Origin of the sequence: Chromobacterium subtsugae (assembly GCF_035919665.1) — a bacterium.
Classification (GTDB): domain Bacteria; phylum Pseudomonadota; class Gammaproteobacteria; order Burkholderiales; family Chromobacteriaceae; genus Chromobacterium; species Chromobacterium subtsugae.
Map to the genome: position 1 here is coordinate 1817852 of NZ_CP142381.1, position 14363 is coordinate 1832214.

Annotated in this window: 12 protein-coding genes; 9 read left to right on the plus strand and 3 right to left on the minus strand. The window is 64.1% G+C overall.

What is annotated here, in order from left to right:
• Nucleotides 1–60 precede the first annotated feature (60 nt).
• Both U6115_RS09000 and U6115_RS09005 read left to right on the plus strand, forming a co-directional pair.
• Nucleotides 61–4872, plus strand: coding sequence for an NAD-glutamate dehydrogenase (locus U6115_RS09000; RefSeq protein ID WP_043579904.1), 4812 nt, complete (start codon nt 61–63; stop codon nt 4870–4872).
• Nucleotides 4873–5106: 234 nt separating this feature from the next.
• Nucleotides 5107–6801 carry a bifunctional metallophosphatase/5'-nucleotidase gene (locus U6115_RS09005; protein ID WP_043579902.1) on the plus strand — a complete coding sequence of 565 codons (1695 nt, stop codon included), beginning with the start codon at nt 5107–5109 and terminating at the stop codon, nt 6799–6801.
• A gap of 35 nt (nt 6802–6836) precedes the next feature.
• Here U6115_RS09005 and U6115_RS09010 read toward each other — a convergent pair whose 3' ends face one another.
• From U6115_RS09010 to coaBC, 3 genes are all read right to left on the minus strand, one after another.
• Nucleotides 6837–7856 (minus strand): GGDEF domain-containing protein, encoded by a 1020-nt coding sequence (locus U6115_RS09010; RefSeq protein WP_043579900.1) that lies wholly within the window; start codon nt 7854–7856, stop codon nt 6837–6839.
• Between the two features lie 101 nt (nt 7857–7957).
• On the minus strand, nt 7958–8410 hold the full coding sequence (gene dut, locus U6115_RS09015) for a dUTP diphosphatase (RefSeq protein WP_043579898.1): 453 nt from the start codon (nt 8408–8410) through the stop codon (nt 7958–7960).
• Nucleotides 8411–8462: 52 nt separating this feature from the next.
• Nucleotides 8463–9644: a bifunctional phosphopantothenoylcysteine decarboxylase/phosphopantothenate--cysteine ligase CoaBC gene (gene coaBC / locus U6115_RS09020; protein WP_043579897.1), complete on the minus strand. Its 1182-nt coding sequence runs from the start codon at nt 9642–9644 to the stop codon at nt 8463–8465.
• A 161-nt stretch (nt 9645–9805) separates the two neighbouring features.
• Here coaBC and radC point away from each other — a divergent pair, with 161 nt between their 5' ends.
• From radC to U6115_RS09055, 7 genes are all read left to right on the plus strand, one after another.
• Nucleotides 9806–10480, plus strand: coding sequence for a RadC family protein (radC, locus tag U6115_RS09025; protein WP_043579895.1), 675 nt, complete (start codon nt 9806–9808; stop codon nt 10478–10480).
• 111 nt (nt 10481–10591) lie between these two features.
• Nucleotides 10592–10843, plus strand: coding sequence for a hypothetical protein (locus U6115_RS09030; RefSeq protein WP_043579893.1), 252 nt, complete (start codon nt 10592–10594; stop codon nt 10841–10843).
• Nucleotides 10844–10997: 154 nt separating this feature from the next.
• Nucleotides 10998–11372, plus strand: a complete 375-nt coding sequence (locus tag U6115_RS09035) for an oxidoreductase (protein ID WP_043579890.1) — start codon at nt 10998–11000, stop codon at nt 11370–11372.
• A gap of 212 nt (nt 11373–11584) precedes the next feature.
• Nucleotides 11585–12031 carry a DUF2844 domain-containing protein gene (locus U6115_RS09040; RefSeq protein ID WP_047237512.1) on the plus strand — a complete coding sequence of 149 codons (447 nt, stop codon included), beginning with the start codon at nt 11585–11587 and terminating at the stop codon, nt 12029–12031.
• Nucleotides 12032–12040: 9 nt separating this feature from the next.
• On the plus strand, nt 12041–13261 hold the full coding sequence (locus U6115_RS09045) for a DUF3443 domain-containing protein (RefSeq protein WP_052258351.1): 1221 nt from the start codon (nt 12041–12043) through the stop codon (nt 13259–13261).
• Nucleotides 13262–13468: 207 nt separating this feature from the next.
• The gene (locus U6115_RS09050) at nt 13469–13756 is read left to right on the plus strand and encodes a hypothetical protein (protein ID WP_052258348.1); all 288 of its coding nucleotides are present in this window, start codon (nt 13469–13471) and stop codon (nt 13754–13756) included.
• 43 nt (nt 13757–13799) lie between these two features.
• Nucleotides 13800–14357, plus strand: a complete 558-nt coding sequence (locus U6115_RS09055; protein WP_043579888.1) for a flavin reductase family protein — start codon at nt 13800–13802, stop codon at nt 14355–14357.
• Nucleotides 14358–14363 lie beyond the last annotated feature (6 nt).

Sequence of the window (14363 nt, forward strand, 5' to 3'; positions counted from 1 at the left end):
GGCGGGTAGTGCTATCTACAATGCCCCGACAACCTCCCTGCTCACAACAAGAGAAGCTAAATGTCGCTTACCAACAAGACCGAACTGGCAAGCCTGATCGCAGATATTCAGGCCGTAGCCGAGAGCAAGCTTTCTACCAAGGAGACCCAACAACTCGCCGCCTTCTTCCCGATCTACTTCGAAGAGACCGAACACGCCGACCTGCGGCAGTTCTCCTCGCTCGATCTGTTCGGCGCAGCGATGGCGCATTACGAGTTCGCCGGCAAACGCTCTGCCGGACAGGTCAAGTGCCGCATCTACAACCCCGATTTCGAACGCGACGGCTGGCAAAGCACCCACACGGTGATCGAAGTGGTGAACGACGACATGCCGTTCCTGATCGATTCGATCTCCATGCTGCTGTCGCGCTACAACCTCAACCTGCACCTGTTGGTGCACCCGGTGCTGGCGGTGGGCCGCGACAAGAGCGGCGCGCTGCAAGAAATCAAGCGCACCGAAGACCGCAGCTTGCCGCTGGAATCGCTGATCCATGTGCAGATCGACCGCATCAGCGACGCGGCGCTGCTGCAACAGCTGGAAGCCGACCTCAAGCGAGTGATGGCTGACATCCGCCTGGTGGTCAGCGATGAGCCGAAAATGCGCGAAGTGCTGGCCGGCATTGGCAAGGACCTCGCCAAGCTGAAGGGCGAGCGCGCTGTCGAAGCCAAGGAGGCCGTGGCCTTCCTGGAGTGGATGGCCGGCCGCAACTTCCTGTTCATGGGCTATTGCGACTACGACCTGGTCAAGCGCGACGGCAAGGACAGCCTGAAGATCGTCAAGAAATCCGGCCTGGGCATCCTGCAGGACCAGGGCGACAAAGAGTATTCCGCCAGCTTCGAACAGCTGCCGCAGGAGCTGCGCGAGCTCGCGCACCTGCCGCAACTGATCATCCTGAACAAATCGCAGACCCGCTCCATCATCCACCGCCCGGCCTATGTCGACTTCGTCGGCATCAAGCGCTTCAACGACAAGGGCGAAGTGATAGGCGAGCGCCGTTTCCTCGGCCTGTATACCGCCAGCGCCTACCAGATGTCGCCGAAGGACGTGCCCATCCTGCGCCAGAAAGTTGGCGCGGTGATCAAGGGCTGCGACTTCGTCGACGACAGCTACAAGGCCAAGACCTTGGGCTTCGTGCTGGAAAGCTACCCGCGCGACGAGCTGTTCGAGATTCCGGCCGAAGTGCTGGGACCGATCGCCGAAGGCATCGTCAGCCTGCAGGAGCGCCCGCGCGTGCGCCTGTTCGTGCGCGCCGACCGCTACCACCGTTATGTCAGCAGCCTGGTCTACGTGCCGCGCGACAGCTTCAGCACCGAAGTGCGGCTGAAGATCGAAAAAGTGCTGATGAACGCCTTCAACGGCAGCAGCGCCGAATTCAGCGTGCAGATCGGCGACGGCACCCTGGCCCGCGTCCACTACATCATCCGCACCGCGGCCGCCAAGCTGCCGGAATTCCACACCGCCGACATCGAGGCCGAAATCGCGCGCCTGGTGCGCGGTTGGAGCGAAGAGCTGCACCAGCAACTGGTGGAAGCTCATGGCGAAGAGCGCGGCAACGGCCTGTTCAACCGCTATAAAGACGGCTTCCCGCTGGCTTACCGCGAAGAATTCGCGGTGCGCAACGCGGTGCTGGACGTGCAGCATCTGGAGGCCATCGACGCCAGCCAGCCGTTGGCGATGAAGCTGTACCGCCCCTTCCACCGCGGCGGCGCGGCGTTCAACCTGAAGCTGTTCCGCGAGAGCGAGCCGATGGGCCTGTCCGCCAGCCTGCCCATCCTGGAAAACATGGGCGTCAAGGTGCGCGACGAGCACCCGTACTGCGTGAAGCGCGGCGACGGCTCCCAGGTATGGATCAGCGACTTCGGCCTGGATGTCGGCGGCTTCGGCGAGCAGATGGCCCAGGACCAGGTGCAGCATGACTTCCAGGAGTTGCTGGCCCAAGTCTTCGCCAGGCGTTGCGAAAACGACGGCTTCAACCGTCTGGCGCTGGTGGCGGCGCTGGATTGGCGCGAGATTTCGCTGGTGCGCGCGCTGGCCAAATACCTGCGCCAGGGCGGCCTGACCTTCAGCCAGGCCTATATCGAGCAGTGCGTGGCCAACTATCCGGCCATCACCCGCAGCCTGGTTGAGCTGTTCTATGCCCGCCTGGATCCGGCCGGCTTCGACGACGACAAGGCCGAACTGTTGCTGGCCGCCGTGCGCGGCATGCTGGACGGCGTGGCCAACCTGGACGAAGACCGCATCCTGAACGGCTTCCTGGCTGTGATTCTGGCCACCCGCCGCACCAATTTCTGGCAGAAGGGCGCCGACGGCGAGTTCAAATCCTACATTTCGTTCAAGCTGGAATCGAACCAGATTCCGTTCCTGCCGCAGCCGCGTCCGCTGTTTGAAATCTGGGTGTACAGCCCGCGCGTCGAAGGCGTGCACCTGCGCGGCTCCAAGGTGGCGCGCGGCGGCCTGCGCTGGTCCGACCGGATGGAAGACTTCCGCACCGAAGTGCTGGGTCTCGTCAAGGCGCAGATGGTGAAGAACTCGGTGATCGTGCCGATGGGCTCCAAGGGCGGCTTCGTCGGCAAGCAACTGCCGGCGCCGTCCGACCGCGAGGCCTTCCTGGCCGAGGGCATCGCCTGCTACAAGATCTTCATCTCGGCGCTGCTGGACGTCACCGACAACCTGGTGACCGGCCAGATCATTCCGCCTAAGGACGTGCGCCGCCTGGATCCGGACGATCCGTATCTGGTGGTGGCCGCCGACAAGGGCACCGCGACCTTCTCCGACATCGCCAACGGCATCTCGGAAGCCTACGGCTTCTGGCTGGGCGACGCTTTCGCCTCCGGCGGCTCCGCCGGCTACGACCACAAGGGCATGGGCATCACCGCCCGCGGCGCGTGGGAATCGGTGAAGCGCCACTTCCGCCACCTGGGCGTCAACACCCAGGAGCAGGATTTCACCGTGATCGGCATCGGCGACATGGCCGGCGACGTGTTCGGCAACGGCATGCTGCTGTCCGAGCACATCTGCCTGAAGGCGGCGTTCAACCACCTGCACATCTTCCTGGACCCGACGCCGAACGCGAAGAAGAGCTTCGCCGAGCGCGCGCGCCTGTTCAATCTGCCGCGCTCCAGCTGGTCCGACTACAACCGCGAGCTGATCTCCAAAGGCGGCGGCATTTTCGAGCGCTCGGCCAAGTCCATCCCGCTGTCGCCGGAAGTGAAGGCGTGGCTGGAAACCGACAAGGACCAGATGGCGCCGAACGAGCTGATCCATGAGATCCTCAAGGCCAAGATCGACCTGCTGTACAACGGCGGCATCGGCACCTACGTCAAGGCATCGACGCAGAGCCACGCTGACGCCCGCGACCGCGCTTGCGATCCGGTGCGCGTCAACGGCAACCAGCTGCAGGCCCGCGTGGTCGCCGAAGGCGGCAACCTGACGTGCACCCAGCTGGGCCGCGTCGAATTCGCGCTGGCCGGCGGCCGCATCGCCACCGACGCCATCGACAACTCCGCCGGCGTCGACTGCTCCGACCACGAGGTCAACATCAAGATCTTGCTGGGCGCGGTGATGCAGGCAGGCGACATGACGCTGAAGCAGCGCAACGAGCTGCTGGCCGAGATGACCGAGGAGGTGGGCCACCTGGTGCTGCGCAACAACGTGCTGCAGACCCAGATCCTGGCCATCAAGCGCCAGGAGTCGGCGGCGATGCTGACCACCCATGCGCGCATGATCGCGCACATGGAAAAGACCGGCGAGCTGAACCGCGAGATCGAGTATCTGCCGTCTGAAACCCAGATCAACGAGCGCCGCCTGGCCCGCCAGGGCCTGACCGTGCCGGAGATCGCGGTGCTGCTGGCTTACAGCAAGATCTCGCTGGACCAGGCCATCCTGGCCACCGATCTGCCGGATGACCGCGACTTCCTGCCGGTGCTGGTCAACTACTTCCCGAAACCGCTGCAACAGCGCTTCGGCAAGCAGATGGAACAGCATCAGCTGCGCCGCGAGATCATCTCCAACCAGCTGGCCAACCAGATCATCAACCGCATGGGTACCACCTTCGTGTTCCGCATGCAGGAAGAGTCGCCGTTCTCCGCGGCAGACATCTCCCGCGCATGGTGGATCGCCAGCCGCGTGTTCGACGCGGAAAGCCTGTGGGGCCAGATCGAGGCGCTGGACAACAAGGTGCCGGCCGATCAGCAGATGCAGCTGATGGTGCTGGTGCGCACGCTGGTGGAGCGCGTCACCCGCTGGGTGCTGCGCAACAAGCGTCCGTTCGGCTCGGTCAACGCCGTGATCGAACAGTACGCTGCCAAGGTGCAGGGCCTGCTGGCCCAGCTGCCCAAGCTGGTGCCGTCGGAACGCTACCCGGCGGTGGCGGCGCTGGAACAGCGCATCGCCCATGCCAATCTGCCGCAGGCGCTGACCCAGGTGCTGGCGCGCCTGGAGTTCGCCGTGCCGCTGATGGACATCATCGAAATCAGCGAGGGCAGCAAGCTGACCCTGGAACAGGTGGCCGCCAACTACTTCCAGCTGGGCAGCACGCTGCAGCTGGACTGGCTGCGCGACGCCATCACCAGCCTGCCGCGCGACAACCGCTGGCAGTCGCTGGCGCGCTCGGCGCTGCGCGACGACTTGTACCGCGTGCACCGCAACCTGGCGCGCCAGGCTCTGCTGGATGGCGCGGCGACGGAAACCTTCGCGGTGCAGTGGCTGGAGAAGCAGCACGCGGCGGTGGAAGTGTGCGGCCAGATGTTCGCCGAGCTGCAATCGTTCAGCGCGCTGGACCTGGCGATGCTGTCCGCCGGCATGCGCGAGCTGAACAACCACCTGCTGGCCTGATCGGCCAAACGGATTTCCGGCCGCGAGGCCGGAAGCGCCAAACGCCGCGAGCTTGCTCGCGGCGTTTTTCATTTCGGAATTTTGTTGTGAAAAGGATATTTTTCAGAATTTAATTTCTGAATTTTATGAAAACCGTTTATTAAATTTCATTCGACTTGTGTATGTTGGCAGGCCCCGCATGCGGTCCGTGGCAGCGGCCCGTGCGGGACGCCAACATAACAATGGAGCAAGTCAATGAAACTGATTCCGCTGAGCCTGTGCCTGAGCGTCAGCCTGGCGCTGGCCGCCTGCATGTCGGACTCTTCTTCCGTGGGAGGACGAGGCGAAAACAATAATCAGCAGCGCCAGCCCGCGGTGGCGGTCAAGCTGATCGCCTTCAACGATTTCCACGGCAATCTGGAAACGCCCGGCGCCTTGTCGGTGCCGGACCCGGCCAATCCCGGCAAAACCATCAAGGTGAGCGCCGGCGGCGCCGACTACCTGGCGGCCTGGGTGAAGTCGCTGCGCGACAAGTCGCCCAATACCGTGGTGGTATCGGCCGGCGACCTGATAGGGGCGAGCCCGCTGGTGTCCGGCCTGTTCCACGACGAGCCGACGATAGAGGCGATGAACCTGCTGGGACTGGACATCAACGCGGTGGGCAACCACGAATTCGACGACGGCCAGGAGGAACTGCTGCGGATGCAAAACGGCGGTTGCAAGCCCGGCTCCAGCACCACCTGCCGGAACGGCGGCAAGTTCGCCGGCGCCAAGTTCAAGTTTTTGGCCGCCAATGTGCGCAAATCCGATGGCGGCACGCTGTTTCCGGCCTATGAGATCAAGCGCTACGGCAATATCCCGGTGGCCTTTATCGGCATGACGCTGAAGGGCACGCCGGAAATCGTGTCGCCCACCGGCATTCAGGGCCTGAGCTTCCAGGACGAGGCCGACACCGTCAACGCGCTGGTGCCCAAGCTGAAGGCGCAGGGCGTGTCCGCTGTGGTGGTGGTGGTGCATGAAGGCGGCTATCAAAGCGGCAGCTTCAACGACTGCAACGGCATCTCCGGCCCCATCGTCGACATCGTCAAGAAGCTGGACAAGGCGGTGGGCTTGGTCGTGACCGGCCATACACACCAGGCCTACAACTGCGTGATAGACGGCCGGCGGGTTACCAGCGCCAAGAACTATGGCCAACTGTTCACCGAGATAGACTTCAAGCTGGACCCGGCGACCAAGGGCTTTGTCCCCGGCTCGATCCAGGCGGCCAACCGGGTGGTGAGCCAGGACATCGCGCCGCGCGCGGACGTCGCCAGCCTGATCCAGACCTATCAGGCCTTGGTGGCGCCTATCGCCAACAAGGTGGTGGGACAGGCGTCCGGCCCGCTGACCCGCGCCTCCAACGCCGCCGGGGAAACCACGCTGGGCGATGTGGTGGCCGACGCGCAATTGGCGGCCGGCCAGGCGCAGGGCGCGCTGGCGGCCTTTATGAACCCGGGCGGCGTGCGGGCGGACATTCTGTCGGGGGGCGACGGCAGCGTCAGCTACAAGCAGCTCTACACGGTTCAGCCCTTCGGCAACACCATGATGACGATGGACCTGACCGGCCAGCAGATCGACCAATTGCTGGAGCAGCAGTGGAGCAACCCGGCCCAGCCCAAGATGCTGCAGGTGTCGGCCGGCTTCAGCTACGCCTGGAGCCAGTCCGCGCCGGCCGGCAGCAAGGTCGACATCGCCAGCATCCGCATCAACGGGCTGGCGGTGGATCCGCGGCAGGTCTACCGGGTGCAGGTGAATAATTTCATCGCCGGCGGCGGCGATGGCTTCACCGTGCTGACCCAGGGGGCGAACCGGGTGGGCGGCGGCGTGGATGTCGATGTGCTGGTGGATTACTTCCAGGCGCGGGCGCGGGTGGATGCGCCGCCGCTGAACCGCATCGTCCAGCTGCCCTGACGGTTGACGGGGCCGGGCGCCGCGGCGTCCGGCCTTCAGAACACGTCGATTTCGCCGCCGGCCTGCGGCGCGGCCAGCGAGCCGTCCGCCACCAGCTTCTCGTAGCTGCGGACCTGATCGCGGCCGTGGCTCTTGGCGTAGTACAGCGCGCGGTCGGCTTGCTCCACCAACTGGCCCGGCAACTGGGCAGGGTTGACGCGGGTGTAGCCTATGCTGATGGTGAGATTTTTGACCTGGGGAAACACATGCAGGGCCACCCGCTGGCGAAAGCGCTCCAGCGCCGCTTCCGCCTGCTCGAGATCCGGCGCCTGCAGCAGCAGCGCGAATTCCTCGCCGCCATAGCGGAACAGGCCGTCGTCCTCGCCGAAGCTTTGCTGCATCAGCTGCGCGAGCAGCAATAGCACCTCATCGCCGACCATGTGGCCGTAAAGGTCGTTGACCCGCTTGAACAGATCGACGTCCAGCAGGGCCAGCACGCAAGGGTCAGGCGGGGCTTGCGGGTGTTGCAGCGCGGCGATCAGGCCGTAGATGCGCTGGTCGAACTTGCGGCGGTTGTGCAGCGCGGTCAGCATGTCGCGGTCGGCCTCGAACAGCACGCGCAGGAAGTTCTCGTGTATCCGCGCCATCGCCTTGAGCATGGCGCGGTTGATCTTGGCGTCGCCGGCGGCGTGGATGATCACCAGCGAGGTGATGCTGCCCATGCAGCGCAGCGGCAGGCACATGCCGCCGGGAACGCGGTGGATGCCGTCGCCGCGGTCCCGCTGGTCGAGCAGCTCGTAAAGAAAAACCGGCGGCGGCTGCCAGCTGTCGGCGCTGGTTTCGCGGATGTCCGGCTTGCCGGCGCCGGAGCGGGCCTCCAGCCGGCGGCGGATATAGGGAGCGTTGTTGACCCAGCGGCAGGAGAACAGCTCCACTCGGTCGACGCGCATGACCTCCACCAGGGTGGAGAGCAGGCTGGACTCCAGCATATCCTGTTCGCGCTGCGACGTCAGCTCGACCAGGCTGTCGAGTATCAGTTTGCTTTCGGTCTGATCCGGAAGCGGTGTCTGCGTCATCGGGAGGCTCCAGGGGCGGCGGACGGCCCATCCGGCCATGCGCCCTCGCTTTCCCGATTATAGGCAAGCGCCCGCCGGCGGGCGGGCGCGATCGGACGGACTCAGCCGCGGCCGGTGCTGCCGAAGCCGCCAGCGCCGCGGTCGGATGCCGCGAAGTCGTCGACGAGATTGAAGCCCACCTGCACCACCGGCACGATCACCATCTGGGCGATGCGCTCCATCGGCTCCAGGCGGAACGGCTCTTGGCCGCGGTTCCATACCGACACGAATATCTGGCCCTGGTAGTCGGAATCGATCAGGCCCACCAGATTGCCCAGCACGATGCCGTGCTTGTGGCCAAGGCCGGAGCGCGGCAGCAGCATGGCGGCGAGGCCGGGGTTGTCCAGGTGGATGGCGATGCCGGTCGGGATCAGCTTGGTTTCGCCCGGCTGGATGGTCATCGTCTCTTCGGTGGCGGCGCGCAGATCCAGGCCGGCCGAGCCTGGGGTGGCGTAGGCGGGCAGGTTGTCGCGCAGGCGCGCGTCCAGGATCTTGACGTCGATTTGGGCTTGCATGGTGTTTCCTTGTGATGCGGGGCGGCGCGGAGGCCGCCCGATGGTTGATTCTTCAGCGCCGGCCCAGCAGGGCGGCCAGATGGCGGACGATGGCGGCGGCCACCTCGTCCTTGGGCATATTGGGCAGCGGGTGCTCGCCGGCGTCGTCCAGCAGCACCACCTGGTTGTCGTCGGCGCCCATCGCCTGCTGGGCCAGATTGGCCACCAGCAGCGGCAGTTTCTTGCGCCGGCGCTTGGCCTCGGCGAACTCCAGCAGGTTCTGGCTTTCGGCGGCGAAGCCGACGCAGAACGGCGCGGCCGGCAAGGATGCGACGGTGGCCAGGATGTCTGGGTTTTCTTCCAGTTCTATGACGGGGACCGAAGCGCCTTTCTTGATCTTGTGCTCGCTGCGGTTTCTCACCCGGTAGTCGGCGACGGCGGCGACGCTGATGAAGATGTCGCTGCGGCCGACTTCCGTCAACACCGCCTGCTGCATTTCGGCGGCGCTTGCCACGTCGACGCGGCGCACGTTCAGCGGCGCGGCCAGGCTGGTAGGACCGGATACCAGCGTCACTTCGGCGCCGGCGTCGCGGCAGGCGCGCGCCAGCGCGTAGCCCATCTTGCCGGAGCTGATGTTGGTGATGCCGCGCACGGTGTCGATGGCTTCGTAAGTCGGGCCGGCGGTCAGCAGCACTTTTCTGCCGGCCAGCGTTTTCTCGGCGAAGACGCCTTGCAGCAGCTCGAAGATTTCGTGCGGTTCCAGCATGCGGCCGTCGCCGGTTTCGCCGCAGGCTTGCGCGCCGTTGCCGGGGCCGAACACGGCGACGCCGTCGGCGCGCAGCTGCGCGACGTTGCGCTGGTTGGGCGGATTCTGCCACATCTGTAGGTTCATCGCCGGCGCGACGATCAGCGGGCAGGCGCGGGCGGCGGCCAGCGTGGAGATCAGGTCGTCGCAGGCGCCGTGCGCCAGCTTGAACAGCAAGTTGGCGGTGGCCGGCGCGATCAGGAAGACGTCGGCGCGGCGGGACAGCTCGATATGCGCCATCGCGTTGCTGGGGCGCGGATCCCATAGATCGGTGTAGACCGTGTTGCCGGACAGCGCCTGGAAGGTGGCTGGCGTCACGAAGCGGGTGGCCGATTCGGTCATCACCACTTCCACCTGGTGGCCTGCCTTGACCAGCAGCCGGGTCAGTTCGGCCGATTTATAGGCGGCGATGCCGCCGCTGATGCCGAGAAGAATGCGTTTGGCAGTCATCGTTATGTCTTCGCAAAGCAGCCGTAAACTGGCCATTTTAGCGGATTTGGCGGCGGGATGGTTCTGGCGTTGGCAGATTGTGGCATGTTAATGTCATTGCCTGTTTCTATCTTGTTGGCCTGCAGGCACAAACAATGCTATAGCCAGAGGGAGGATGCGCAATGTCGATTGCCAGTTGGCCCGAATCCGAGCGTCCGCGCGAGAAGCTGCTGCAGCAAGGCGCCGGTTCCCTGAACGATTCCGAGTTGCTGGCGATTTTCCTGCGCACCGGCATCAAGGGCGTCAGCGCGGTGGAGCTGGCGCGGCGCCTGTTGCAGGATTTCGGCTCCTTGTCGCGGCTGTTGACCGCCTCGCTGCCGGAGTTCAAGTCCATGCCGGGCCTGGGCGAAGCCAAGTACGCGCAGCTGATGGCCTGCACCGAGCTGGCGCGGCGGGCCTTGTCGGAGTCGATGCGGATGGGCGACGCGCTGTCCAGCCCGGAGCAGGTCAGGGACTACCTGAGGCTGAGCATAGGGCGGCGCGAGGTGGAAATATTTGTCGTGATATTCTTGACGGCACAAAACCATCTGATCGAGGTCGAAGAAGTATTCAAGGGGACGCTGACCGAAACCAGGGTGTATCCGCGCGAGGTGTTGCGCCGGGCTTTGCGGCACAACGCGGCGGCGGTGATCGTCGCGCACAATCATCCGTCCGGGGTGAGCGAGCCGTCGACTGCGGACAGGGTGTTGACCGATACCCTCAAGCGCGCGCTGGCATTGGTCGATATCAAGTTGCTGGATCACTTCGTGGTGACCGGTGGACACGCGGAATCGTTTGCCGAACGCGGTTGGCTGTAGATGCGGGTTGTCGATGGGATGGCGGTCTGACAGTGCGGCCATCCGGAACGGAGCCTGTGAAGCGTAACTGTCCGTTTGACCTTGTTCCCACCGCAGCAAAAGGAGGCCATCATGAACATCCTGCGTATGCTGAATGAGTCCGACTACATTCAGGTCAACAACCAGTTCGTCAAGCCGGACTTCCATGCGGTTTCCGAAGAATTTTCCGACGACGACGACGTGGTGCTGGAAGCGAATCTGGATGGCCAGGAGCTGGTGTTGACCGTGGCCGACCTGACTGACGCCACGCCGCTGGCGGACGGCGGCTTCTGGCTGGAAGGGCTGGGCTATCTGCGCTTCCTGTCGCAGCAGAACCTGCACTGAATCCCCGCAGCCATTCCCGAAACCAGGCCCGGCCCATGCCGGGCCGTTTCATTTTGGGCGGCGATGGTTTGACCTGCCTCAAATCCGGTTCGCAAGCCTTGATCTAGAGTGACGACGGTTATACGACAGGCATAAATGGACAGGCGGGGTATATATGCAAAAATTCAGAATCGGCATGGTTGGAGTGGGAGAGACGGGCACGCCTTTGCTGAAGCAGCTGCTGGATGCGCCATTTGTGGAGATGGTGGGAGTGGCGGATCTGGATTTGCAGCTGCCCGGCGTATTGCTGGCCAAGGAGCGCGGCGTGGCGGTCACCGACAATTTCATCGAGATCGCGGAGCAGGGCGAGCGGGTCGACATCATCATCGACGTCACCGGCTCGCGCAAGGTGCGCGACGATCTGCGCCGCTACATGCAGTTTTCCGGCAACACCCACACGGTGATCGTGCATGAGCGCGTGGCTTTGTTAATGTTGTCGCTGGGCGCTGGACAGTGGGTGGAAACCCGGCATGACGAGTTAACCTATTGATGCGAAAGGTTTGAGATGTGAGGCCGAGCCGGGATTGTCCGGGCGGCTGAACGAGGGGATGCGGGAGGCCTTGGCCTCCCGCTTTTTTATTAACATGTTGGCGTGGGATGTCGCGCCGGCGATCTTGTATGCTGAAAGTGTTATGTGCCCGAAAACATGCCATGGCGATGCCGAGTGGCGGTTGCCGTCGCCAGACTCCGGAGGAAAACAAGATGATGAAGGCATCTTCGAAAATTTTGTTGCTATTGCTCGCCGCGCCGCTCCTGGCCCGCGCGGAGCTGGGGCAGAAGCTAGATGCCGCGCAGGCCGCGAGCGGCGGCAAGCAGATGACCGCGCTCGCGCCGGCTGGCGGCGCCTTCAGCGTGCAGCAGAGCCAGGACGCCGCCGGGCGGCTGATCAAGCAATACGCCGCCGCCGACGGCACGGTATTCGCAGTCGCCTGGAGCGGCGGCAGCCTGCCGGATCTGCAGCAACTGCTCGGCAGCTATTTCCCCGCCTATCGGCAGGCCCAGCTGGCCAACCGCAACGGTCTCAATGTGATGCGGGGGCAGGTCGGCAGCTTCGTGGTGAGCTCGCATGGGCGGATGGGCGCGTTCAAAGGCTTCGCTTACGACAGCGCGCTGTTGCCTGCCGGCGTGACGCCGGATCAGCTCAAATAAGGGGGCGATATGAACAAGATGCTTGCGGGTTGGTTCGCGCTGGCGCTGGTGTTGGGCGGCTGCGGGGGAGGAGGCGGCGGCGGCGGGGCCATTTCGAATGGCAGCAACGGCAGCAGCACGTCCAATAGCGTCGCGATGACTGTCGATACCGGGCCAAGCGGCGCCCAGGGACAGCTGAACATCCCCTATGTGTCGGTGACCGTGTGCGCGCCCGGCAGCGCCAGCAACTGCCAGACCATAGACCATGTGCTGGTGGATACCGGTTCCAGCGGTTTGCGGGTGTTGTCCTCGGTGCTGGGCAGCGGGCTGCGCAGCGCTCTGGGCAGCCAGCAGGTGAATGGCAAGCAGGTGGTGGAGTGCGCCCAGTTCGCCGATGGCTACACTTGGGGGGCGGTCAATGTGGCCGATGTGAAGATGGCGGGCGAGGTGGCCAGTTCGGTGCCGATCCAGCTGGTCTCCGATCCGGTTTACACCACGGTGCCTGCCAGCTGTTCCAGCGTGGGGAGCAATGAAGGAAACCTCGCCGGGCTGGGGGCAAACGGCATCATCGGCGTGGGCTTGAACCGGCAGGATTGCGGCAGCGATTGCGCCGGCAACGCCAACAACGGATTTTATTACCTTTGCGCCACCGCGCTGACCTGCCAGCCCGGCACCGTGCCGGTCGCGCAGCAGGTGGCGAATCCGGTGGCCAGCTTCGCCGCCGACAACAACGGCGTGTTGCTGCAACTGCCCGCCATTCCGGTGACTGGGCAGGCGACGGCGCAGGGATCCCTGATTTTCGGCATCGGCACCCAGTCCAACAACGCTATCGCGTCGGGGGTCAAGGCTTATCCCGTCTCCAGCGACGGTTTCACCATCACCGGCGTCTACAAGGGGCAGACTTACCCTAGCTTCCTCGACAGCGGATCCAACATTCTGTACTTCACCGACAGCAGCATCGCTACCTGCACGGTGGGCGGCGGCACTTGGTTCTGCCCGGGTTCTCAGCTCAATCTGAGCGCCACCTTGTCGAGCGGCGGCAGCAGCAGCACGGTCAATTTCAGCCTGATCAGCGCCCAAGTGCTCACTAGCAGCAACTACGCGGCTTTCCCCAGCATAGGCGCGCCAATGACCGGCAGCCTGAGCGGCGATTTCGATTGGGGTTTGCCGTTCTTCTACGGCCGCAACGTCTACATAGGCTTCGCCGGCAGCAGCAACAGCCTGGGCAGCGGGGCGATGTATATTTTCTGACATTCGATCTTGCAGCGCAGCACGAAGTTGTCTATAACGCGATTGTCATCACGATGACATCTCCTCTGTCTTTGTGCTTGAGGATAATGGCAAACTGGCCCGGCGAAAGCCCGGGCCTTTTTTTGTTATATGACCATCGTGAAGAGTTAGTTACGCGAATATGTATTCCATGCTAAATTTTTATGCCATTTTAATCATGGAATCGGCGTGAACGCAGCGAAAAAGATACGGCTGCTGCTGGCGCAGCGCGTGGACCAAGAACAAACCAAAGTCTTGCTGCAGCTGGCCGTGGACTTGCAACTGGGCGCGCCTTTCGATTTGCGCCGCCTGTGCCAGATCGATCCGCAGTATTTCGAGCTGGGGCTCGCCTTGCTGAAGGACTGGCGCGCCGGCCATCACATCGCCGCGCGCAGCCGGCTGTTCGAGGACATCCTGGCGCGGGACGCGCGCCTGCAGCACCGGTTATGCCATTTGGAGGCGCCGGCGCTGCATTGAGCCGCAGCTGCTAGAATGGCTGTTTTGCGCAAGGGAGACCAACATGCTGGCGGACGTGGAACTGGCCAAGGCCTATCGTTTGCTGAACCATGGCCCCACCGTGCTGGTGAGCAGCGCGGCGGGAGGCAAGCGGAACGTGATGGCGGCTGCCTGGGCGATGCCGCTGGATTTCGATCCGCCCAAGGTGCTGGTGGTGGTGGACAAGTCCACCTACAGCCGCGAGCTGATCGAGGCCAGCGGCGAATTCGTGCTGAATATCCCATGCCGCGCCCAGGCGGCGCAGGTGGTGCGGGTGGGAAGCGAGAGCGGCCATGAGCTGGACAAATTCGCCGCCAGCGGGCTGGAGCCGTTGCCGGCGCGCAAGGTCGGCGCGCCGTTGGTGGCGGGCTGCATAGGCTACCTGGAGTGCAAGGTGGTGCCGGAGCCGCGCAACCAGTCGCAATACGATCTGTTCATCGGCGAAGTCGTCGCCGCCCAGGCCGATGATGCGCTGTTCAGCGCCGGCCATTGGCATTTCGACGACGATCCGGCCAGGCGCAGCGTGCATTACATCGCCGGCGGCGCTTTCTTCGCCACCGGGGACGCCTTCAGCGTCGCCTGAGCCTGC

Excerpts from the sequence above, each read along its gene's own strand:
- dut (WP_043579898.1), bottom strand. The coding sequence starts at position 8,410 with ATGCAAGCCCAAATCGACGTCAAGATCCTGGACGCGCGCCTGCGCGAC.
- U6115_RS09030 (WP_043579893.1), top strand. The coding sequence starts at position 10,592 with ATGAACATCCTGCGTATGCTGAATGAGTCCGACTACATTCAGGTCAAC.
- radC (WP_043579895.1), top strand. The coding sequence starts at position 9,806 with ATGTCGATTGCCAGTTGGCCCGAATCCGAGCGTCCGCGCGAGAAGCTG.
- U6115_RS09045 (WP_052258351.1), top strand. The coding sequence starts at position 12,041 with ATGAACAAGATGCTTGCGGGTTGGTTCGCGCTGGCGCTGGTGTTGGGC.
- coaBC (WP_043579897.1), bottom strand. The coding sequence starts at position 9,644 with ATGACTGCCAAACGCATTCTTCTCGGCATCAGCGGCGGCATCGCCGCC.
- U6115_RS09035 (WP_043579890.1), top strand. The coding sequence starts at position 10,998 with ATGCAAAAATTCAGAATCGGCATGGTTGGAGTGGGAGAGACGGGCACG.
- U6115_RS09000 (WP_043579904.1), top strand. The coding sequence starts at position 61 with ATGTCGCTTACCAACAAGACCGAACTGGCAAGCCTGATCGCAGATATT.
- U6115_RS09010 (WP_043579900.1), bottom strand. The coding sequence starts at position 7,856 with ATGACGCAGACACCGCTTCCGGATCAGACCGAAAGCAAACTGATACTC.
- U6115_RS09005 (WP_043579902.1), top strand. The coding sequence starts at position 5,107 with ATGAAACTGATTCCGCTGAGCCTGTGCCTGAGCGTCAGCCTGGCGCTG.
- U6115_RS09055 (WP_043579888.1), top strand. The coding sequence starts at position 13,800 with ATGCTGGCGGACGTGGAACTGGCCAAGGCCTATCGTTTGCTGAACCAT.
- U6115_RS09040 (WP_047237512.1), top strand. The coding sequence starts at position 11,585 with ATGATGAAGGCATCTTCGAAAATTTTGTTGCTATTGCTCGCCGCGCCG.